Annotated in this window: 13 protein-coding genes and 1 pseudogene; 8 read left to right on the forward strand and 6 right to left on the reverse strand. The window is 66.7% G+C overall.

The window, feature by feature from the left end:
- Nucleotides 1-245: 245 nt before the first annotated feature.
- From ABDV78_RS09620 to ABDV78_RS09630, 3 genes are all read left to right on the forward strand, one after another.
- On the forward strand, nucleotides 246-1,715 hold the full coding sequence (locus ABDV78_RS09620; protein ID WP_343527171.1) for a glycosyltransferase family 87 protein: 1,470 nt from the start codon (nucleotides 246-248) through the stop codon (nucleotides 1,713-1,715).
- Nucleotides 1,716-1,790: 75 nt separating this feature from the next.
- Nucleotides 1,791-2,654, forward strand: coding sequence for a glutathione-dependent disulfide-bond oxidoreductase (gene yghU / locus ABDV78_RS09625; RefSeq protein ID WP_343527172.1), 864 nt, complete (start codon nucleotides 1,791-1,793; stop codon nucleotides 2,652-2,654).
- A 210-nt stretch (nucleotides 2,655-2,864) separates the two neighbouring features.
- Nucleotides 2,865-5,225, forward strand: coding sequence for a hypothetical protein (locus tag ABDV78_RS09630; RefSeq protein ID WP_343527173.1), 2,361 nt, complete (start codon nucleotides 2,865-2,867; stop codon nucleotides 5,223-5,225).
- Between the two features lie 57 nt (nucleotides 5,226-5,282).
- Here ABDV78_RS09630 and ABDV78_RS09635 read toward each other — a convergent pair whose 3' ends face one another.
- Entirely contained in the window at nucleotides 5,283-5,717 is a 435-nt protein-coding gene (locus ABDV78_RS09635) for a MarR family transcriptional regulator (RefSeq protein ID WP_343527174.1), read from the reverse strand.
- 108 nt (nucleotides 5,718-5,825) lie between these two features.
- On the opposite strand from ABDV78_RS09635, the gene ABDV78_RS09640 reads away from it, so the two are divergent.
- A complete protein-coding gene (locus ABDV78_RS09640) occupies nucleotides 5,826-6,251 on the forward strand; it encodes an organic hydroperoxide resistance protein (protein ID WP_343527175.1) in 426 nt (141 codons plus the stop codon).
- A gap of 191 nt (nucleotides 6,252-6,442) precedes the next feature.
- Here ABDV78_RS09640 and ABDV78_RS09645 read toward each other — a convergent pair whose 3' ends face one another.
- Together ABDV78_RS09645 and ABDV78_RS09650 are read right to left on the reverse strand one after the other, a co-directional pair.
- Nucleotides 6,443-7,465, reverse strand: coding sequence for a LacI family DNA-binding transcriptional regulator (locus ABDV78_RS09645; protein ID WP_343527176.1), 1,023 nt, complete (start codon nucleotides 7,463-7,465; stop codon nucleotides 6,443-6,445).
- A 63-nt stretch (nucleotides 7,466-7,528) separates the two neighbouring features.
- The gene (locus ABDV78_RS09650) at nucleotides 7,529-10,021 is read right to left on the reverse strand and encodes a TonB-dependent receptor (protein WP_343527177.1); all 2,493 of its coding nucleotides are present in this window, start codon (nucleotides 10,019-10,021) and stop codon (nucleotides 7,529-7,531) included.
- Between the two features lie 294 nt (nucleotides 10,022-10,315).
- Between ABDV78_RS09650 and ABDV78_RS09655 the strand changes: the two genes are divergently transcribed.
- Entirely contained in the window at nucleotides 10,316-11,830 is a 1,515-nt protein-coding gene (locus ABDV78_RS09655; protein ID WP_343527194.1) for a tryptophan halogenase family protein, read from the forward strand.
- A gap of 32 nt (nucleotides 11,831-11,862) precedes the next feature.
- Here ABDV78_RS09655 and ABDV78_RS09660 read toward each other — a convergent pair whose 3' ends face one another.
- On the reverse strand, nucleotides 11,863-13,248 hold the full coding sequence (locus tag ABDV78_RS09660) for an FAD/NAD(P)-binding protein (protein WP_343527178.1): 1,386 nt from the start codon (nucleotides 13,246-13,248) through the stop codon (nucleotides 11,863-11,865).
- Between the two features lie 210 nt (nucleotides 13,249-13,458).
- On the opposite strand from ABDV78_RS09660, the gene ABDV78_RS09665 reads away from it, so the two are divergent.
- The 3 genes from ABDV78_RS09665 to ABDV78_RS09675 all read left to right on the forward strand — a co-directional run bounded on the left by ABDV78_RS09665 (nucleotide 13,459) and on the right by ABDV78_RS09675 (nucleotide 18,391).
- The gene (locus ABDV78_RS09665; protein WP_343527179.1) at nucleotides 13,459-15,666 is read left to right on the forward strand and encodes a S9 family peptidase; all 2,208 of its coding nucleotides are present in this window, start codon (nucleotides 13,459-13,461) and stop codon (nucleotides 15,664-15,666) included.
- A 199-nt stretch (nucleotides 15,667-15,865) separates the two neighbouring features.
- A complete protein-coding gene (locus ABDV78_RS09670) occupies nucleotides 15,866-17,233 on the forward strand; it encodes an MFS transporter (RefSeq protein ID WP_343527180.1) in 1,368 nt (455 codons plus the stop codon).
- A gap of 27 nt (nucleotides 17,234-17,260) precedes the next feature.
- Nucleotides 17,261-18,391, forward strand: coding sequence for a glycoside hydrolase family 68 protein (locus ABDV78_RS09675; protein ID WP_343527181.1), 1,131 nt, complete (start codon nucleotides 17,261-17,263; stop codon nucleotides 18,389-18,391).
- 6 nt (nucleotides 18,392-18,397) lie between these two features.
- On the opposite strand, the gene ABDV78_RS09680 is transcribed toward ABDV78_RS09675, so the two are convergent.
- Both ABDV78_RS09680 and ABDV78_RS09685 read right to left on the reverse strand, forming a co-directional pair.
- Nucleotides 18,398-19,447: a LacI family DNA-binding transcriptional regulator gene (locus tag ABDV78_RS09680; RefSeq protein ID WP_343527182.1), complete on the reverse strand. Its 1,050-nt coding sequence runs from the start codon at nucleotides 19,445-19,447 to the stop codon at nucleotides 18,398-18,400.
- Between the two features lie 219 nt (nucleotides 19,448-19,666).
- Nucleotides 19,667-19,789: pseudogene (locus tag ABDV78_RS09685) on the reverse strand (electron transfer flavoprotein subunit alpha/FixB family protein); the annotation flags it as partial.

Here is a 19,789-nt window from a genome sequence, read left to right on the forward strand (position 1 = left end):
AGCGTTCCATCGCTTAGGACGACACCGGCCCCGACCATCCGCACATGGCCGATCATAAATTTTTAATGTGCATGAACTTTCGGCGATTTCCTTTGCATGGCGGCCCCGATCGATGACATGCGCGGCGCCGTGGATCGGCCCGGTCGGGCCATGGCGTCGGCACTTGCGCCGCCGCCCGCCTGCCAGGACGGTATGTGATGATGTCGCCCCCTTCTCCCCCTGCCGCCGCCGGTCAGCGATGGGCCATGGCGCGCGCGTTCCTGGACCGGCCTGCGGGGGCCGCGCTGGCGCTGCTGGTCTTCGCGCTGCTCGTGCGGATGCGGGACTTCGGCAATCCGGTCGCGCATGTCGACGAACAATATTATCTGCTGGTCGGGGATCGCATCCTGCACGGTGCGCGCCTGTATATCGACCTGTGGGACCGCAAGCCGCCGGGGCTGTTCCTGCTGTTCGCGGGGTTCCGCCTGCTGCCCGGCGACGGGTTTCTCGCCTATCAGCTTGTCGGCACCGCGTGCGTCGGGCTGACCGGATGGCTGATCTGGCTGGCGGCGCGACGCATGGCGCTGCCCCCGCCCGCCGGGCTGGCGGCGGGCGCGGCCTATATCCTCTGGCTGCCGCTGCTCAGCGGCGGAAGCGGCCAGTCGCCGGTCTTCTACAATCTGGCGATGACGGCGGCGGCGCTCCTGACCTTCCAACTGCCCCGCCTGGCCGAGCGGCGTGCGATCGGCGCGATCATCGCCAGCGGGGCGCTCGCCTGTCTGCTGGCGGGCGTCGCGATCCAGATCAAGTACACGCCCCTGGTCGAGGGCGCCTTTTTCGGGCTCGCGCATCTCTGGTATCTGTGGCGGGCGCGCGCGAACATGCCGGCGATCGCCGTCGCCGCCCTGCTCTGGATGGCCCTGGGGCTTCTGCCGACCGGGCTGGTCGTGCTGCATTTCTGGTGGAACGGGCCACAGGCGTTCGACGCCTTCTGGTTCGCCAACTTCACTTCGATCACGCTGCGCCGGGGCTATCCCGCGGCCAAGATCGTCGGGCGGCTGGCGGGCATCGGGGGACAGTTGCTGCCGCTCATCGCCTGCGCGGTTCTGGCCTGGCGAAAAGGGCCGCGTGACCCGGCGCTGACGCTCGCGCGGATCTGGCTGGCCTTTGCGCTGGTCGCCTTTGCGATGATCGGCGCGTTTTTCGACCATTATGCCCTGCCCCTGGTTGCGCCGCTCGCCATCGCCGCCGCGCCCGCTTTCGCCATGGGGCGCAAGCCCGTCATCGCGGTGTTCGCGATCGGCGCAGGGCTGTTCGTGCTGCACGCCGTGACCAATGATCCGTCCGAAGGAGACGGCATCCGCCGCATGGCCCGCACGATGGCGGCGATCGACGGGCGCGAGTGCCCCTATGTCTTCGCGGGCGATTCCAGCCTTTATCATCTGTCGGGCGGATGCGTGCCGACCGCCTATGCCTTCCCCTCCTCGCTCGCCTATGAGGCCGAGCGCGGCGCGATCGGGGTCGACGAGACGGCGGAGGTCGCCGCGATCCTCGCCCGCCGCCCGCCCGCCATCGTGACGCTGGACGAGCCCTTCTCGCCCTGGAACACCGCGACGCAGCGCCTGATCGCCGAGGCGCTGGCCCGCGACTATCGCCCGGTCATGGCGGTGCCGCGCGAGGGGCGGCGCGAGATGCTCTATGTCCGCCGCGACCGGCTCGGTTCGCTGCCGAGATAAGCAGCGCGCCGCGTTTGCATTGACGCGGCCACCGCCCCATCTGCTGCGGCGGACCCCGAAGGGAGCATGATGCGCATGAGTGACGACGCCTATACCCCACCCGCCATCTGGACGTGGGACAAGGAGAATGGTGGCCAGTTCGCCTCGATCAACCGGCCGGTCGCCGGGGCCACGCATGACAAGGACCTGCCCGTCGGCCGCCATCCGCTTCAGCTCTATTCGATGGGCACGCCCAATGGGGTGAAGGTCACCATCCTGCTGGAGGAACTGCTCGCCGCCGGATATTCGGAGGCGGAGTATGACGCCTGGCTGATCCGCATCAGCGAGGGCGACCAGTTCGGCAGCGGCTTCGTGTCGATCAATCCCAATTCCAAGATTCCGGCCCTGGTCGACCGACGCGGCGCGGAGCCGATCGCCATCTTCGAATCCGGCGCGATCCTGATCCATCTGGCCGAAAGCTTCGGAGCCTTTCTGCCGACCGATCCGGCGGCGCGGGCGCGGATCATGTCCTGGCTGTTCTGGCAGATGGGCAGCGCGCCGTTCCTGGGCGGCGGCTTCGGCCATTTCTATGCCTATGCGCCGGTGAAGATCGAATATGCGATCAACCGCTATGCGATGGAGGCCAAGCGTCAGCTCGACGTGCTGAACCGCCAGCTTGCGCAGAACCGCTATGTCGCGGGCGAGGAATACAGCATCGCCGACATGGCGATCTGGCCCTGGTATGGACAGTTGGTGCTGGGTTCGCTCTACAACGCCGCCGAGTTCCTGCAGGTGCAGGAATATGCCCATGTCCTGCGCTGGGCACGCGAACTGGCCGCGCGGCCCGCGGTCATTCGCGGCCGGATGGTCAACCGGGTTGTCGGCGATCCGTCCGAACAACTCCTCGAACGCCATGACGCGAGCGATTTCGATCAGCGCACGCAGGACAAGCTGGCCTGACGGCAGGGATGGCCGCAAGAAACGTGCCTTGTGGCCATTCCGCCCTCCACCGCCTTTTCGCGGCGCTCCCCTCCCCGCATCGGAGAGGAACAGGGCAGCCCACATGACACCGACATGTCATCTGCCGCGAACGGCTTGATCGTTGCGGCGGAACGCGCATTAGTCCCGGTCATGCTCCCCGCCCTTCGCCTTCCTTGTCCGCGTCCCCTGATGGCGCTTGCACTTGCCGCCGCCGCGCTGGTCGAAACGCCGCTCTGCGCCGCCGATCCCGCGCCCTTCGACCTGCCCGGCCCGGCGCTTCGCATCGCGGTGACGCGCGGCGACAAGACGCTACCGATCGCGGAGGTGCCCAATCTCGCGACCGGCGATCGCCTGACCATCGAGGCGGACCTGCCCAGCGACCAGCGGGCGCATTATATCCTGTTCTCCGCCTTTCTCAGCGGCGCGACCAATCCTCCGCCCAAGAACTGGGTCCAGTCGGCCGAGACCTGGAAGGCCAAGGACAAGGACCGTCGCCTGACCCTGACCGTGCCCAAGGGCGCGCGGCAGATGGCGCTGTTCCTCGTGCCGGAAACCGGCGGCGCGTCCGGCACGATCGTCGATGCGGTGCGCGACCGACCGGGTGAGTTCGTCCGCGCGGTGCAGGACCTCAACCAGGCCTCGCTCGATCGGTCGCGGCTGAACGCCTTCGTCGCAGCGATCCGCGCGCAGGAGAACAGCCACCCCGAATTCCTCCGCACGCTCGCCCCCGCGCTGTCGAACAGCCTGGCGATCAAGCTGAATCCCGACTGCCTGGCCCGCGTCATCGAATTGCAGGCGGCCTGCCTGCTCGAAAATCGCGACTCGCTGGTGCTGGCCGATATTCACAGCAGTTCGATGACCGACACGCTGATCGGCGCGCCGACCGATCTGGCCTTGCAGCTCAGCTATACGCGCGAGGCGGGGCTGGGCTATTACAGCCCCTATATCGGCGTGATCCGAGACATTGCCCGCGTGTTCGGCGCGTTCGGCAATCCGCAATTCGGCTATCTGCCCACGCTCGCCACCCGCGATGGCGACAGGCTGTCGCTGCTGCTCAACGCCGCGCCGTCCTTCGCCAAGCCCAAATCGGTGCTGGTCGCCGCCATGCCCGCGATCGATGCGGGCACCCCGCCGCGGCTGCGCGTGACCGGCGATCAGCCGCTATGCGGCGCGCGACCCGGCCTGGCCCTGCCGGTCGAGGGTGCGCCGCTGATCTATTCGACCGCTTTCGCGCGGAACATGGCGGTGGCGCTGACCCTGGCGAACGGCAAGCGGTTCGACCTGGCCGTCCGGGCACGGGCCGATCGCGGCGGTTATGTCTTTGTCGATCCGCTGCCGCAGGGCGAACTGACCGGCAAGGTCACCGCGCGGTTGCACGGGCAATGGGGGTTCGAGTCGTTCGAGGGACCGTCCTTCACGCTGCAATTCCCCGATGGCGGCGACTGGCGCGCAAGCGATGCGGGCCAGAGCCCGGTCGTCGGTCGCGACAATGCGATCGATCTGACGGGATCGGCCGCCGCCTGTGTGACCGGGGTGACGATGCGCAACGGCGGCGGCGCGGCACAGCCCGTCGCCTTCACCCTGCGCGGTCCCGATGGGATCACCGTCACCTTGCCCATGAAAGGCGCGCGCGCCGGTGACGTGACGCTCGACATCCAGCAGATGGGAAGCAGCACGCCCCGCTCCGTGACCCTGCGTGTCTTCTCCCCCGCCAGCCGGATCGATGCGGTAACGCTGGCCAAGGGCGACCGGTTCGTGACGCTGACCGGGCAGCGGCTCGACGAGATTGCCGGAGTCGAGATCGGCGATGTCCGGCTTGCCCCCAGCGGCCTGACCCGTGAAGGCGATACCGATCGGCTGATCGCCACCGCCGCCGATGGTCGCGTGGTCGATGGCAATAGCGCGCGCATCCGCCTGAACGACGGTCGTACCCAGTCGGTGACGATCACCGCCGCGCCGCCACGTCCCGCCGCCGCCATCGCATCGCGTAGCCTGACGCCCAAGGACGGTCAGCATGGATTGGCACTCGCCACGCGGGATGAGACGGTGCTGCCCGACAATGCGCGCCTGACCTTCTCGATCCGTGCGGCCGAGGGTATGCGGCTGACGCCCGGCGATGCGATCGAGGTCGCCACCGCGGACGGCAGCGCGTCGGTGACGCTGGAGGGTGGACGCGACGTCCGCCTGTCCTCGCCCGACGTCGCGGTCGCGACGCTGGATCCGGCGCGGCTGGGCCCGGCGGCGGCCGGGGCCTTGCGCTTCCGGTTGATACGCGACGGCATCAAGGGCGACTGGGTGCCGCTCGCCACGCTCGTCCGCCTGCCACAGGTCGATGCGGTGCGGTGCGACGGCGATGCCTGTCGGCTGGAAGGGCGCGACCTGTTCCTGATCGACCGCGTGGCGGCCACGCCCGACATGAGCGGCGCGGTCAATGTGCCCGAGGGCTACACCGCCGCGCGACTGACGGTGCCAAAGCCCCAGAACGGGATGCTCGCACTGACGCTGCGCGATGCGCCGGGCGTGGTTTTCACCCTGGCGACGGCGGGGTGATCCCCCCTTCCCTTGCGGACTGAGCGAACGGGGTCGTAGCGGGATGGGACTCTGCTCCTATCCCCGGTCGTCGAGTGCGCGGCGGAGGGCCAGCACCTCGCCCTGAAGCCCACGCAGATGCTCCACCGGCATGCCCGTCCGCGCCATCAATTCCTCGCCCAGGCAGCCACATTGCTCGCGCAGGTCCAGGCCCGCCGGGGTCAGGCACACGCGCACCTGGCGCTCGTCATGCGGATCGCGCCTGCGCGCCACCAACCCGGCGACTTCCAGCCGCTTGACCAGCGGCGTCACCGTGCTCGATTCCAGCGCCAGCCGCTGCGCGATCGCGCCGATGGTGCGGGCATCCTCTTCCCAGAGCACATGCAGCGCCAGATATTGCGGATAGGTCAGCCCCAGCCGGTCAAGCAACGGTTTGTAGGTCCGCTGGATCGCCATGTTCGCGGCATAGAGCGCGAAGCACAATTGTTCGTCGAGCGGCCAGGGTGCCGCCATCCGCTTTCTCCTTCGAATGAAAAAAACATTATCGCGATAAAAGAAGCGCTGGACAAGCCCAGACCATCAGGCAATATATATCACGATAATCTTTATCGGAGAAAAAGAATGACGGTCGATGTGAAATATGAAACCCAGGCCCGCGCCACCGGCGGTCGCGATGGTCATGCCCGGACGCAGGACGGCAAGCTCGACGTCAAGCTGTCGACTCCGAAGGAACTGGGCGGTGCGGGCGGCGACGGCACGAACCCCGAACAGCTTTTCGCCGCGGGCTATTCGGCCTGCTTCATCGGCGCACTGAAGGTCGCGGGCCAGCAGTTGAAGGTGAAGGTGCCCGATAACGTGTCGGTGTCGGCGAAGATCGGCATCGGCCCGCGCGCGGCCGGAGGCTTCGGCATCACCGCCGACCTGACCATCGACCTGCCCGGCATCGACCGCGCCGAGGCCGAGAAACTGATCGAAGCCGCGCACCAGATCTGCCCCTATTCGAACGCCACCCGAGGCAATGTCGATGTCGGCCTGACGCTCGCCTGACCTGACGCCATCGGCGCGGCGCGCTGCGTGCGCGGTGCCTTCCCATCAGCGAACGCCCTGATCTCGCCGGCGCGGTCCCATCTTCCAGGACCGCGCCGGACTTTTTCCTTCCGATCGGATCGCCGCGTGTCGCGGCTGAATGCCCGGAACCAAGCCCGATGATGCTGCGGGGACGGGTAAGCGAGCCCGTTTCAGGCGGAATCGCGAACGATCAGGCGGGGCGGCATTTCCAGACCGGGGGCGTCCCGCCCCTCCAGACGTTCGAACAGGGCAGCCACCATCGCCTCGGCCCCGGCACGGAGATCCTGGCGAATGGTCGTCAGGCGCGGAACGGCGCGGTCCGCCAGAGGCAGATCGTCAAATCCCGTCACCGCCACGTCGCCGGGCACGGACAGCCCCATGCCGACAAGTTCCGCCGTGGTCGCCAGCGCGATCATGTCGGACGCCGCCACGATCCCGTCTATCGCCCGGCCTTCGCTCCGCAGCGATGCGAGATTGGCGGCGATCTGATTTGGCATCAACTCGGGCGCGAGCGCCACATCCAGTTGCAGGGGTGGCGGCAGCCCCGCCTCAGCCAGCGCGTCGCAAAGCCCGGCATGGCGCTGCGCCAGTTCCAAGGTGCGGATCTCCCCCATGAAGGCGATCCGCGCCCGTCGGGTGCGGAGCAGATGCTCCCCGGCCATCCGTCCGCCCAGCCGGTTGTCGACCCCCACCGCGCAGTGATGCTGGCCGGGCATCGTGCTGCCCCAGACGACCAGCGGGCGATAGGTTTCGGCCACCGCCTCAATGACCGCCAACTGGTTCGACTGACCGATCAGCAGCACGCCGTCGATCATGCCCGACCGGGTGATCCGCGACAGCCATTCATCATCGTCGGGGATGATCCGCGACAGCATGAGGTCATGGTCGCGCGCGGCCAGCTCATCGGCCAGATGGCCGAGCAGCGTCATGAAGAAGGGGTCGGACAGACGCTGGCGGCGCTCATGGCCCAGCGGGATGGCAACACCAATCACGCCGGTCCGCTGGGCACGCAGGCGACGGGCCATCTGATTGATCTGGAAATTATGCTCGGCGGCCAGCGCCTGGATACGCTGCCGCGTCTCGGCACTGACGACACTCTTGCCAGCCAGCGCGCGGCTGACGGTCCCCGGCGACACGCCCGCCAGTCGGGCGATATCCTTCAGCGTGCGGGCGGGTCGGGCCAGTTGCTCCATGGCCGGCCTCCTGAACGAAAAATGGGGCGGATGCCATATGGCACCCGCCCCAGGGGAGTAGACTTAGAAGCGATAGCGTATCGAACCCGTCACTGTCCGACCGTAGAGCGCGGTGTTGTTGAACACCCCCTGCGTCGACGACAGGATCGGGAACAGGCCGCCGCCGCCACGGAAACCAAGCTTGTCGAACAGATTGTTGACGTTCAGGCCCAGTTCCAGCTTCTCCATCGGACGGACCGTCACGAAGCCGTTGACGAAGGTCGAGCCCTTGACGGTGTAGAGGTTGAAGTCGTCCGACTTGGTGCTGGTCTGGCCGTTCACGCTAACACCGAAGGCGACCGGACCCGCATCATAGGACGGCGACACCACGAACAGGAAGTCGGGCAGACCGCCGGGCTTCTTGCCGACCAGCGTCGAGGTCGCGCTGCTGGTGATCTTCGAATTGGCGTAGGTCGCATCCACCGACAGGTGGAAATCGCCATAGTTCAGACGGCTGGAGAACTCGATACCCAGCGAACGATAGCCGTTGGAGATGTTCGGGTTGTTGTTCGGCGCCGGATTGTTGATCCGGGTGAAGTCGTAATTATTCTCGGTCAGCGTCGAACGGAAGCCGGTGATTTCGACCGAGTAGGACGCCCCCCCCAGGCCGCCACGCTGCTTCAGGCCGATTTCCTGCTGGTTGAGATAGTTGACCGAGGTCGCCTGGCCCTGCGAATTCAGCGAACCGTCGGCGTTGAAGTTGCCCGACAGCACGCGGCGATCGGCATTGAAGCGACCACCCCGGCTGACGCGGGTGAAGATGCTGGTCTTGGTGTTGAACGCATAGAGCGCGCCCACCGACCAGCTGACATAGCCATCGGTGTAGTTGATCTTCTCGGACGTCGAGCTGAGCATCATCGAGGGGATCAGCGCCGAACCGAGCGCGTCCGACACGCGGGTCGTCGGCCCCGTGACGCCGCCCTGGGCGGTGCCTTCGCCGTGCACGCTGTCATAGCGGACGCTGGCGTCGAGGTTCAGGCCGCCGACTTCGTAACCCGCCTGGAGGAAGGGCGCGACATCGGTATAGGTCAGGTCGACACGGCGGGCGCAGCAGCTTCCCCAATTGTCGTTGAACCCGGCCTGGCCAGCGGCGGTAAGCTGCGTGCCCGTCGTCGAGAACAGGTCGAGCGGCGCGGCATTGTTGCCGTTCAGCTCGCTATACTGGCGGTTCACATACCAGTCCTGGACGATGTTCTGCCGCATCACGAACAAACCGGCGGTCACGCGCGCCTTGCCCGGTCCGACCTGGAACTTGCCGTTCAAGGTCAGGTTGTTGGCGAAGTTGTCCATGTTCTTCATGAACACGTTGATGTTCGGGTTGTTGTTCACATAGGGGCCGGTGAACAACTGGCCCAGCTTCGGCCCGGCGGCATAGCGCACCGACCCGACCTGCTGGCCGTTGACGGTCGATCCGATCAGGCCGGCGCTGCCGGTCAGCGTCTGGACGTTGATGAACTGGGTCGTGAAATTCCCGCTGATCCACTGATAACGCATCGTGTCATCGAGCGAGATGTTGTCGTTGAAATCATAGTGGATCTGGCCGCTGATGCCGGTGACGCGCGGGTGGATGCCCTGCACCTCGGCCGACTTCACGCCGCCATTGTCATAGTCCAGATACTGGAAGTTACGGTTGTAGATCGAGTAGGACGATCCCGAACGCCCATCGAAATTGGGCAACGGCGCGAAGCCCGTCACGCGGTTGCCGTCGAGCGTGGCCAGCGTCGGGGTGGTCGTGTTGGTCGGTGCCTGCTCGTCCAGCCGCTTGAAATACAGCCGCACGAAACCGCGATTGTCGGGCAGATCCTTGGTGATGTTCGCCTTGATCTGATAACCGCGCAGGATGTTGAAGTTCTCGTTGGTGTAGCCGCCGCCGTTGCGCGCATAGCCGCCGATGTGGAAGCGCGTGCTGTCGTCGATCGGACCGCCATAGTCGAAGTCGATGCGATGCTCGCGGAAGCCCAGGCCGTTGGAATAGGCGATCTGGCCGCCCTTGGTCTCACCGGTCTTGCTGATGAAGTTGATCACCGCGCCCGGCGCCTGGCTGGCGAAGGTCGAGGCCGAACCGCCGCGCACCGCCTCGACCGTCTTGATGTTCTGGTCGAAGCGCAGCCAATAGTCGTTGTTGCCGAAGTTGATGTCGCCGAACAGGACGTCGGGCAGGCCGTCTTCCTGAAGCGAGACATATTCCGAACCGCCGGTCGACACCGGAATGCCGCGAACGCCGATATTGGCGTTACCGCCCGGGCCCGCCGTGTCGCTGGGCTGCAGGCCGGGGATGTTGCGCAGGATTTCGGCGGTCGAACGCGGAGTGAAGTTCTGGATCGCCTCCTGGCTGACCTGCGACACCGAGATCGAGCTGCGGAAACGGGTACGCTCGCCGCTGGTCGCGGTGACGACGATATCCTCGCTGCTGGGGCCCGCATCGGCAGCGGCCGCCGCCTGGACCTGCGCATTGCCGCCGGTCGCTGCCTGAGTGTCGCCCGCCTGAGCAAAAGCCGGCGTGCTGGCCAGTGCCATCGCCAAGGCTGCCATGGATCCACAAGACCGCAGAACGCTCGTCGTCATTCACCCTCTCCTGATTCGCCCCGGTGTCCGGGATGTCGTGAATGCTAGCTATCACACGCGCAATCGTTTGCAACTGCCCAATTGCAAACCATTGCATAAAAAGCCGCACACTGTGATCGGGAAAACACACTATGGCCGGCTCGCTCGCGGCGATAGGATCGCAAACCTTTGCATGGTAGAGACCCACGAAGATCGGGGCGCTGCCCATAGGCGCGGCACCGGCATGGGGAGGGAGAAGATAGCGTGATGACTGATGGCGGGGATGATGCGATCCGATCGGTCCTGATCGTCGGCGGTGGCACTGCCGGATGGATGACCGCCGCCGCGCTCGCACATGCCGCCCCGCGCGGCCTGGCCATCACCCTGGTCGAGTCCGACGCGATCGGAACGGTTGGCGTCGGCGAAGCGACGATTCCGCCGATCCGGCTGTTCAACCAGACGCTGGGCATCGACGAAGCCGAATTCCTCCGCGAGGCCAAGGGCAGCTTCAAGCTCGGCATCGAGTTCGTCGGCTGGGGGCGCGAGGGGCACCGCTATTTCCACCCCTTCGGCACGCACGGAAAATCCTTCGATCTGGTCGCCGTGCACCAGCATTGGCTGGCCGCGGGCGGCCTCGACAGCGGCATCGCGTTCGACGCGCTGTCCATGGCCTGGGGCGCCGCCAGGCTCGGACGCTTCGCCGCCCCCATGGCCGATCCGCGCAGCGTCGCCTCGACCTTCGACTATGCCTATCATTTCGACGCCGGGCTCTATGCGCGCTTCCTGCGCCGCTACGCGGAGGCGCGCGGTGTGATGCGGGTGGAGGGCCGGATCGCGGGCCATGCACTGGAGGCGGATCGCGGTCATGTCGCGTCGGTCACGCTGGAGGACGGGCGGGTACTCGCAGCGGACCTGTTCGTCGACTGTTCGGGCTTTCGCGGCCTGCTGATCGAAGAGGCGCTCGCCACTGGTTACGAAGACTGGACGCACTGGCTGCCCTGCGACCGGGCAGTGGCGGTGCCGTGCGTGACGGGCGGCGATGGCCTGACCCCCTATACCCGGTCCACCGCGCGCGACGCAGGATGGCAGTGGCGCATCCCGCTCCAGCATCGGACGGGCAATGGCTATGTCTATTGCAGCCGCCATATCTCGGACGACGAGGCCGCCGCGACCCTGATGGCGAATCTCGATGGCGAGGCGCTGGGCGATCCCCGGCCGCTGCGCTTCACGACCGGGCGGCGCAAGCTGTTCTGGAACCGCAACGTCGTCGCCATCGGCCTGTCGAGCGGGTTCATGGAGCCGCTCGAGTCCACCAGCATCCATCTGATCCAGGCGGGCATCGCCAAGCTGCTCGCCTATTTCCCCAGCCGGTCCTTCGCAGCGGCGGGCATTGCGGAATATAACCGGGTCGCGATCACCGAATATGAACGGATACGCGACTTCATCATCCTGCATTACAAGTTGACCCAGCGGAGCGACACGCCCCTGTGGCGCGATTGCGCCGCCATGCCGATCCCGGACACGCTGGCAATGAAGATCGCCCATTTCCGCGAAGCCGGGCGGCTGGTCGCGCGCGACATGGACCTGTTCGGCCCGGCCAGTTGGGCGGCGGTGCATATCGGGCAGTTCAACATCCCCGAGGGGCGCGATCCGCTGCTGGCTTATGGCGATCCGACGCAGAGCCGCGCCTTTGTCGGCAAGCTGGCCGGGGCGATCGGACAGATGGCCGAGTCGATGCCCGCCCATGCGGATTGGCTGAAAAAGATCGGGGCCCTCGCCTGAGACAATCCTCCCCTTGAAGGGGAGGACCAATCTCAGAGACCCTCGCCGCCCACCCATTGCGCGTGGGCGAACCGCCGGGCGAGCTCCCAGTTCTGCTGGCGCAGATCGGGCACAGCGACCACTTCCCACAGCCCCCCGCGCGTCATCGGGCCGATGCAATAAAGCCGGTCCTCCACGCTGCCGTCCGCCGCCACGACATGGCTCTGCGCGTCCACCTCAAGGCCGATGCGCAGGGCATCCGGCCGGATCATCCCCGCCGCCAGCAATTGCCGGATCAGCCGTTCGCGCGAACGGAGCAGATCCCCCTGCGGCCCGGTGCAGTTGACGATCCGCGCGACGCGCAGCGTCTCCGCCACCTCGGCTCCACGCGGCCGCCAATGGACGATCGCCCCCTCGCCATCACGCTCGACCCGCACCAGCTTGCCGCCCGCGATCGCCAGCCGCCCGGCCGCGATCAGCGCATCGACCCGATCGGCCACGGACGGCGCCAGGCGGTGGCGGTGCACGTCCCAATAGGGCCGCAGATGCCGCAGGAAACGCGCCCGTGTCGCCGCGTCCGCCGCCCCCCACATCATCTGGGTGACGGGGCGCAGCGCATCCACCGCGCCGCGCCAGCCCTGTTCCGCAGCCGCGCACCGCACATGCCGGACCAGCCTGGACAGGCTCGCCGCCGGGCGCTCGCGCAAGGGCATGAAGGGCGGCGCATCGGCATGGCGACGCGGCGCGAGGCCCCGACGCGAGATCGCAACAGTCCGTCCGCCAAAACCGCTGGCGTCCAGCAACAGCGCCGCATCGATCGCGGTCAGCCCGCTGCCGACCAGCAACACCCGATCATTGTCGCCCAGCCCCTCGGCGATATCGCCCGCCCAGGGGTCTTCGCGATAGCATCCCGGTGCCAGCGCCGCCGGGTCGATCCCCGGCGGGGTGTGGGGCGGCAGATTGCCAAGCGCCAGCACGACCGCGTCGGCCGCCAGCACCTGTTCCTGGCCCCGCCCCTCCGCCATCACCAGCCGATAGCCCTGCCCCGCCCGCTCCAGCGCGGTCACCTCGCCGCTCGCCAGCCTCAGGCGGGCGGGGTCGGCCGCAATCGTCTCCATCAACAGATCGCGCAGATAATCGCCATAGACACGCCGCGGCACGAAGGTTTTCGCCCCTCCCGTCCCCCGCGCGCTCAGCCAGCGGACGAAATGGTCGGGATCGTCGCGCAGCGCGCTCATATTGCCCGCGCGCACGTTCAGCAGATGCTCGGCATGGGCCGCGCTATAGGCGACGCCACGCGCCAACTGGTTCGCACGTCGCTCGATCAGCGTGGCGCGGGGGCCGCCGTGGCGGACCAGATTGATCGCCAGCAGCGTACCGGCAAAGCCGCCGCCGATGATCGCCACATGGTCGACCGCCGGGTCCATTCCCGATGCCATGATCCGGCTGCTCCCTTGTCTCATCCGGCCCCGTCGCGGCCAGCCCCTGCTCTAGCCGGATCGCAGGAGGATTATCACGGAAATTTCAGTATACGATTCCTGGTGGCCGGGTTAGGCTCGCGCCTTAATCCTCGAACATGGGACGTATCGATGCGGTCGTACTGGCGAATCTCCGGGCTTTTGCTGTCTCTTTCCCCGCTCGCCATGCCCATGCCCGTCACTGCACAGACTGGTCTGGCCCCGGCAGCCGCCCCGCTTTCGGTGGACGGAATCTTCGGGCCGGGCGCGGTCCGTACGGAATCGGTGCGCGAAAGCCGCTGGGGCAAGGACGGCGAAAGCTATCTGGCGCTGGAGAATGCGGCCAAGGGCGGGCAGGATATCGTGCGCTATCGCATCGCCGATGGTTCGCGGTCGGTGGTGGTGGCCGCGACCGATCTGGTGCCCCCGGGCGCGGACAGGCCGCTCGACATCGATGGGTATGAATGGTCGCCGGACGATCGCTGGCTGCTGATCCAGACCAACGGCAAGGCGTTTCGCCGGACCCGGGCGCTCGCCGACTATTGGCTGTTCGATCGGACGACGCGCACGCTGCACCGGGTCGGCGGCGAGGCCGCACCCTCGACCACCCTCTATGCGACCATCTCGCCCGACAGCCGGCGCATCGCCTATATCAACAAGAACAACATCTATGTGGAGCCGATCCAGGGCGGCGCGGCGACCCCGCTGACCCGGGACGGCGACGACTATATCGTCAACGGCCTCGCCGACTGGGTCTATGAGGAAGAGTTCTCGATCCACCGCGCGTTCGAGTGGAGCCCGGATTCGACGCGGATCGCCTTTTTCCGCTTCGACACGCGCGGCGTCGGCACCTTCGACATGATCAAGAATACCGGCGGCCAATATTCCAAGGTCATTCCGCTGCAATATCCCAAGGCGGGCACGACCAATTCGGCCGTCACCGTCGGCACGATCGATGTCGCCGACGGCAAGACCCGCTGGTTCAGGCTCGATGGCGACCCGCGCCAGAATTACGTGCCGCAGATGAGTTGGGCGGGCGGGTCGGACGCGGTGTTCATCCAACAATCCAATCGCCTCCAGAACACCTACAAGGTGCTGCTCGGCGATCCCGCGACCGGCGCGGTCCGGCCGGTCATGACCGAAAAGGACGCCGCCTGGGTGGAGGCCAATGCCGCGCCCGAATGGCTGGAGGGTGGCCGCCGCTTCACCTGGCTGTCCGAGCGGGACGGCTGGCGACATCTTTATACCATCGACCGCGCCACCGGCCGCGCGACGCTCCGCACGCCCGGCAAGTTCGATGTGGTCGAGGTACTTAGCATCGACGAGAAGTCGGGCCATGCCTGGTTCATCGCCTCCCCCGACAATCCGACCCAGCGCTATCTCTATCGCACCACCCTGTCGGGCCGCCCCAGGGTCGAGCGGCTGACCCCGGCGGACCAGCCGGGCACGCACAGCTATGATATCGCGCCGGGCGAGCATTGGGCGCTGCACACCGTCTCGCGCTTCGACACGCCACCGGCGACGGACATGCTCGACATGACCCGCCAGCAACCGCTGCGCACGCTGGCCGCCAATGCGCCGCTGGCCAAGCTCGTCCAGGACAGCGGCCTGCCCGCGACCGAGTTCTTCCGCGTCGATATCGGCGGCGGCACGCAGCTTGACGGCTGGCTGATCAAGCCGCCGGGCTTCGATCCGACCAAGCGCTATCCGATCCTCTATTTCGTCTATGGCGAACCCTGGGGCCAGACGGTCGCCGATCGCTGGATGGGCTCGCAGGGGCTATGGCACCGGATGCTGGCGCAGAAGGGCTATCTGGTCGCCAGCCTCGACCCGCGCGGCACCGCCAGCCCACGCGGCCATGACTGGCGCAAGATCATCTATCGCCAGGTCGGCATCCTCGCCTCGGCCGATTACGCGGCGGGTGTCCGGGCGATGCTGGCGACGCGGCCCTATATCGATCCCGACCGGATCGGCATCTGGGGCTGGAGCGGCGGCGGCGCGATGACCCAGAACGCGCTGTTCCGCTATCCCGACCTCTACAGGACCGGCATCGCGGTCGCAGGGCCGACCGACATGAAGCTCTACGATACCGTCTATCAGGAACGGTATATGGGCCTGCCGCAGGACAATGCCGAAGGCTACAAGAACGGATCGCCGATCACCTTCGCCGACCGGTTGAAGGGCAATCTGCTACTGATCCACGGCACGCTGGACGACAATGTCCATTACCAGAATCAGGACCAGCTGGTGGATCGGCTGATCCATTTCAACAAACCGTTCTCGATGATGGCCTATCCCGACCGCAGCCACGGCATCTATGAGGGCGAGAATACCAGCATCCACCTCTACTCGCTGATGACCCGCTATCTGGAGACGAACCTGCCGCCGGGCGCGCGATAGGGCGGATCGGCCCAGTCGGCCCCGGGGGCGGGAGCGCGGGGGGGAATCCCCCAAATGCCCGCCCGAACAGGATCATAGGTCTTGCGTGACCTCTAATGCAATCGTTTGTTGCAATCGGGAAGCGAGCACGGCATGATAGGACTCGACGCGGAAAACCGGCGGTAGATACGGTCCGACCCCCGCGCACGAGAGGATTTTCATGCCCCCTGTCACTCCCACCGCCGGAACGATGGCCCCGATCAAGCCGCGCCTGTCCGTGGTCCGCATTCTCGAAATGAATCTGGGCTTTCTCGGCCTGCAATTCAGCTTCGGCCTGCAACAGGGCAACATGGCCCCGATCTACAGCTACCTGGGCGCATCGGAGGCGCAGATCCCGCTGCTCCAGCTGGCGGGGCCGATGACGGGATTGCTGATCCAGCCGCTGATCGGCGCGATGAGCGACCGGACCGACAGTCGTTGGGGGCGGCGCACGCCCTATTTCCTGATCGGTGCGGTGCTTTGCGCGCTCGGGCTCTTCTTCATGCCGCTCAGTTCGTCGCTGCTGATGGCCGTGTCGCTGCTCTGGATCCTCGACGCGGGCAACAACATCACCATGGAGCCGTACCGCGCCTATGTCTCCGACCGGCTGGACGGGGCCCAGCATAATATCGGCTTCCTGACCCAGAGCGCCTTTACCGGGCTCGCCCAGATGCTCGCCTTCCTCACGCCCTCGATCCTGGTCTGGGCGGGCATGAATCCTGACTGGGTGGACGGGCACAACATCCCCTATACCGCGCGCGTCGTGTTCATGATCGGCGCGGTCCTGTCCTTCGTGACGATCGTCTGGTCGATCCGCCGCGTTCCCGAACTGCCCATCACGCCAGAGGAGCGTTCGCGTATCGCCGCCGCGCCCAAGGGACTCGGCGCGACGCTGAAGGAGATCGGGGCCGCGATCCGCGACATGCCGCTGCCCATGCGCAAGCTGGCGTTGATGAGCCTGTTCCAATGGTATGCCATGATGGCCTATTGGAATTACGTCATCTACGCGATCGGCCGGTCGGTCTATGGCACCGCCGATGCCACCTCGTCGGGTTTCCACGCCGCGGTGCTGACCAATGGCGAGGTCGCGGCCTTCTATAACGGTGTCGCCTTCCTCGCCGCTTTCGCGATGGTGCCGCTCGCCAAGCGCTGGGGCGCCGCATCGCTCCATGCCCTGTGCCTGGTGATCGCGGGGCTGGGCATGATGGCGATGCCGCACATGACCAGCAAGGCGATGCTGTTCCTGCCCGCCATCGGCATCGGGCTGGGCTGGGCCAGCATGATGGGCAACCCCTATGTCATCCTTGCGGGCTCGATCCCCCCTGAGCGGACCGGCGTCTATATGGGCATCTTCAACATGATGATCGTCATCCCGATGCTGATCTTCGGCGTGACCCTGCCGCTCTTCTACCAGAGCTGGCTGGGCGGCGACCCGCGCAATGTCCTGTCCCTGTGCGGCGTCCTGATGCTGCTGGCCGCCGTCTCCGTCTTCACGGTCCGCGCCCGCAACGCCCAGGGCCTCCCGCTCGGCGCCGCGACGCAAGCCTGATCCCACCTTCCCTTGACCCGAGGTATCATGACCGCACCCACCCCCGCCCATTGGTCGGCCGACGCGCTGGCCGGGATCGCCGGACAGGCCGACGCCCGACTGCCCGTCTTCACCGCCGCCGACGTGGTGCCCATCCTTCCCGATCATGACCTGTGGGACATGTGGCAGATCGCCTATGCCGATGGCCGTACCGCCTTTCTCGACGGGCGGAGCTGGTGGTTCTTCCTGGCGACGCCCCGGTTCGACGACCCCGAGCTGCGGCATGACGAAGCCCGCATCCGCCTGACCAGCCACGGCGCGGATGGCTGGCGCGATCATGGCGTGACCTTCCCCGACGGGTTCACCCCGGGCAGCCGCGAATGGTCGGGCTCGGCGGTGCTGGGCGAGGACGACACGACGCTGACCATGTATTTCACCGCCTCGGGGCGGCGGGGAAGTCCGCGCACCTTCGAGCAGCGCCTGTTCGAATCGCAGGGCCGCTTCATCGTCGAGGGCGAGGATGCCCGGACCGAGGGCTGGAGCGAGCCGGTCGAAAGCGTCGCGGCGGACGGCCATCACTATATCGTCGCCAATCAGGTCGAGCCCGAAAATGGCGGCATCAAGGGCTTTCGCGATCCCGGCTATTTCCGCGATCCGGCGGACGGAGCGGAATATCTGCTGTTCGTCGGCTCGGCGGGCTGGGTGAAGCAGGATGTCGACGGCGTGGTCGGCGTGGCGAAGCGCGCGGGGGACGGCTGGATCATCCATCCGCCGCTGATCGAGTCGCTGGGCGTCAACAGCGAGTTGGAGCGTCCGCACATCATCCTGCGCGACGGCCGCTATTACTGTTTCTGGTCGACGCAGGGAAAGCGCTTTGCCCCCGGCCTGAGCGCGCCGACCGGGCTCTACGCCATGGTCGCGGATCGCTTCGCGGGGCCGTGGCGGCCGGTCAACGGCACCGGGCTGGTCGCGGCCAATCCGGTCGAGGAACCGACCCAGGCCTATTGCTGGTGGGTGACGGGCGAAGGCGATGTCATCAGCTTCGTCGACTATTGGGGCATGGCGGGTCGCGACGCCAGCAACGACCCGGCGCTGCGTCGCCAGCGCTTCGGCGGCACCGCCGCGCCGTGGTTCCGACTGGCCTTTGACGGCGACCGGGTCACGATCGCGAAGGACTGACCCGGTTCAGGCAGAATCGCGGGCGATGAGTTCGGGGTCGAGGATCACCGATCCCGTATCGCTGCCCGCGATCCGCGCGAACAGCGCCTCGACCATCGCCTTCGCACCCGCCGCAATATCCTGGCGGATGGTGGTGATCCGGGGCACCGCCTGCGCCGCGAGCGGAAGGTCGTCATAGCCGATCACCGGCAGGTCGTCGGGCACCCTGATCGAACGGTCGGCCAGCGCGCGAACCGCCGTCATGGCGATCATGTCGGACGCCGCGACGATCCCGTCGATCGGCATGATCCCCCCACCCCGCTCCAGCAGCGCGTCGATATGGGTGGAGACCTCCTGTTCCATCACATCGGATGCGAGATGGGTGGGCAACTGGATCAGTTGGGCCGCGACGCCCGCCGCCGCGATCGCCTCCGCCACACCGTCATGGCGCTGGCGGATCTCGGGGGCGCTGACATCGCCCAGAAACGCGATCCGGCGACAGCCCCGCGCGATCAGTCGCTCACCCGCCAGTCGTCCGCCCGCGCGATTGTCGGTGCCGACTGCGGCATGGACCTGATCGGGCAGCATCACGCCCCAGGCGACCAGCGGGCGATAGCGCCGCGCCACCCGCTCGATCGCGTCATACTGGTTCGACTGGCCGATCAGCAGCACGCCGTCGACCATCCCGCTATCGACCACCCGGTCCAGCCAGTCTTCCGCATCCGGGATGATCCGCGACAACATCACGTCATAGCCGTTTTCCGTCAGCGCGTCGGCCAGATGCCCCAGCATCGTCATGAAGAACGGGTCGGATAGATGCTGGCGGCGCTCATGACCCAGCGGCACGACAATCCCGATCACCCCCGTCCGACGGGTGCGCAGCCGGCTGGCCATCTGGTTGGGACGAAAGCCATGTTCGTCGGCCAGCGCCTGGATCCGCCGCCGCGTGTCGTCATTGACCAGCGACTTGCCCGCCAGCGCGCGGGAGACCGTGCCCGGGGACACGCCGGCCAATCGTGCCAGATCTGCGATCGTGCGGACGCGCCGATCCCGCTGCCCCATCGAATTCTCGTTCATCAGCCGACGCTAACCGGAGCGAAGCCGCAGGAACAAGAAGGCAGCGGGCTTTCCGGCGCATTCCTTACATGGATTAACGATATTCAGCGGTAATCCCCTTCTTTCCGTCGCCTGCCCCCCTGGTCTTCGGTCGATCGTGGCAGGCGCGGAGGACAGGGCAAAGAGGCTTCGACGCCCTTCCTCAGCGTCCTCCGCGCCCCTGCGCGACCAAGTGTGGCCTCAGAGCTTGCCGGTCAGGTCCGGCACGACGGTAAAGAGGTCGCCGACCAGGCCGATATCGGCGACCTGGAAGATGGGGGCGTCCTCGTCCTTGTTGATCGCGACGATGACCTTGGAGTCCTT

The sequence above is a fragment of the Sphingomonas sp. genome (assembly GCF_039594485.1).
Taxonomy (GTDB): domain Bacteria; phylum Pseudomonadota; class Alphaproteobacteria; order Sphingomonadales; family Sphingomonadaceae; genus Sphingomonas.

What these genes read in the sequence shown, in the direction of transcription:
- ABDV78_RS09620 (WP_343527171.1), top strand. Translation starts at nt 246, where the DNA reads ATGGCGCGCGCGTTCCTGGACCGGCCTGCGGGGGCCGCGCTGGCGCTG.
- yghU (WP_343527172.1), top strand. Translation starts at nt 1,791, where the DNA reads ATGAGTGACGACGCCTATACCCCACCCGCCATCTGGACGTGGGACAAG.
- ABDV78_RS09630 (WP_343527173.1), top strand. Translation starts at nt 2,865, where the DNA reads ATGGCGCTTGCACTTGCCGCCGCCGCGCTGGTCGAAACGCCGCTCTGC.
- ABDV78_RS09635 (WP_343527174.1), bottom strand. Translation starts at nt 5,717, where the DNA reads ATGGCGGCACCCTGGCCGCTCGACGAACAATTGTGCTTCGCGCTCTAT.
- ABDV78_RS09640 (WP_343527175.1), top strand. Translation starts at nt 5,826, where the DNA reads ATGACGGTCGATGTGAAATATGAAACCCAGGCCCGCGCCACCGGCGGT.
- ABDV78_RS09645 (WP_343527176.1), bottom strand. Translation starts at nt 7,465, where the DNA reads ATGGAGCAACTGGCCCGACCCGCCCGCACGCTGAAGGATATCGCCCGA.
- ABDV78_RS09650 (WP_343527177.1), bottom strand. Translation starts at nt 10,021, where the DNA reads ATGGCACTGGCCAGCACGCCGGCTTTTGCTCAGGCGGGCGACACTCAG.
- ABDV78_RS09655 (WP_343527194.1), top strand. Translation starts at nt 10,316, where the DNA reads ATGACTGATGGCGGGGATGATGCGATCCGATCGGTCCTGATCGTCGGC.
- ABDV78_RS09660 (WP_343527178.1), bottom strand. Translation starts at nt 13,248, where the DNA reads ATGGCATCGGGAATGGACCCGGCGGTCGACCATGTGGCGATCATCGGC.
- ABDV78_RS09665 (WP_343527179.1), top strand. Translation starts at nt 13,459, where the DNA reads ATGCCCGTCACTGCACAGACTGGTCTGGCCCCGGCAGCCGCCCCGCTT.
- ABDV78_RS09670 (WP_343527180.1), top strand. Translation starts at nt 15,866, where the DNA reads ATGCCCCCTGTCACTCCCACCGCCGGAACGATGGCCCCGATCAAGCCG.
- ABDV78_RS09675 (WP_343527181.1), top strand. Translation starts at nt 17,261, where the DNA reads ATGACCGCACCCACCCCCGCCCATTGGTCGGCCGACGCGCTGGCCGGG.
- ABDV78_RS09680 (WP_343527182.1), bottom strand. Translation starts at nt 19,447, where the DNA reads ATGAACGAGAATTCGATGGGGCAGCGGGATCGGCGCGTCCGCACGATC.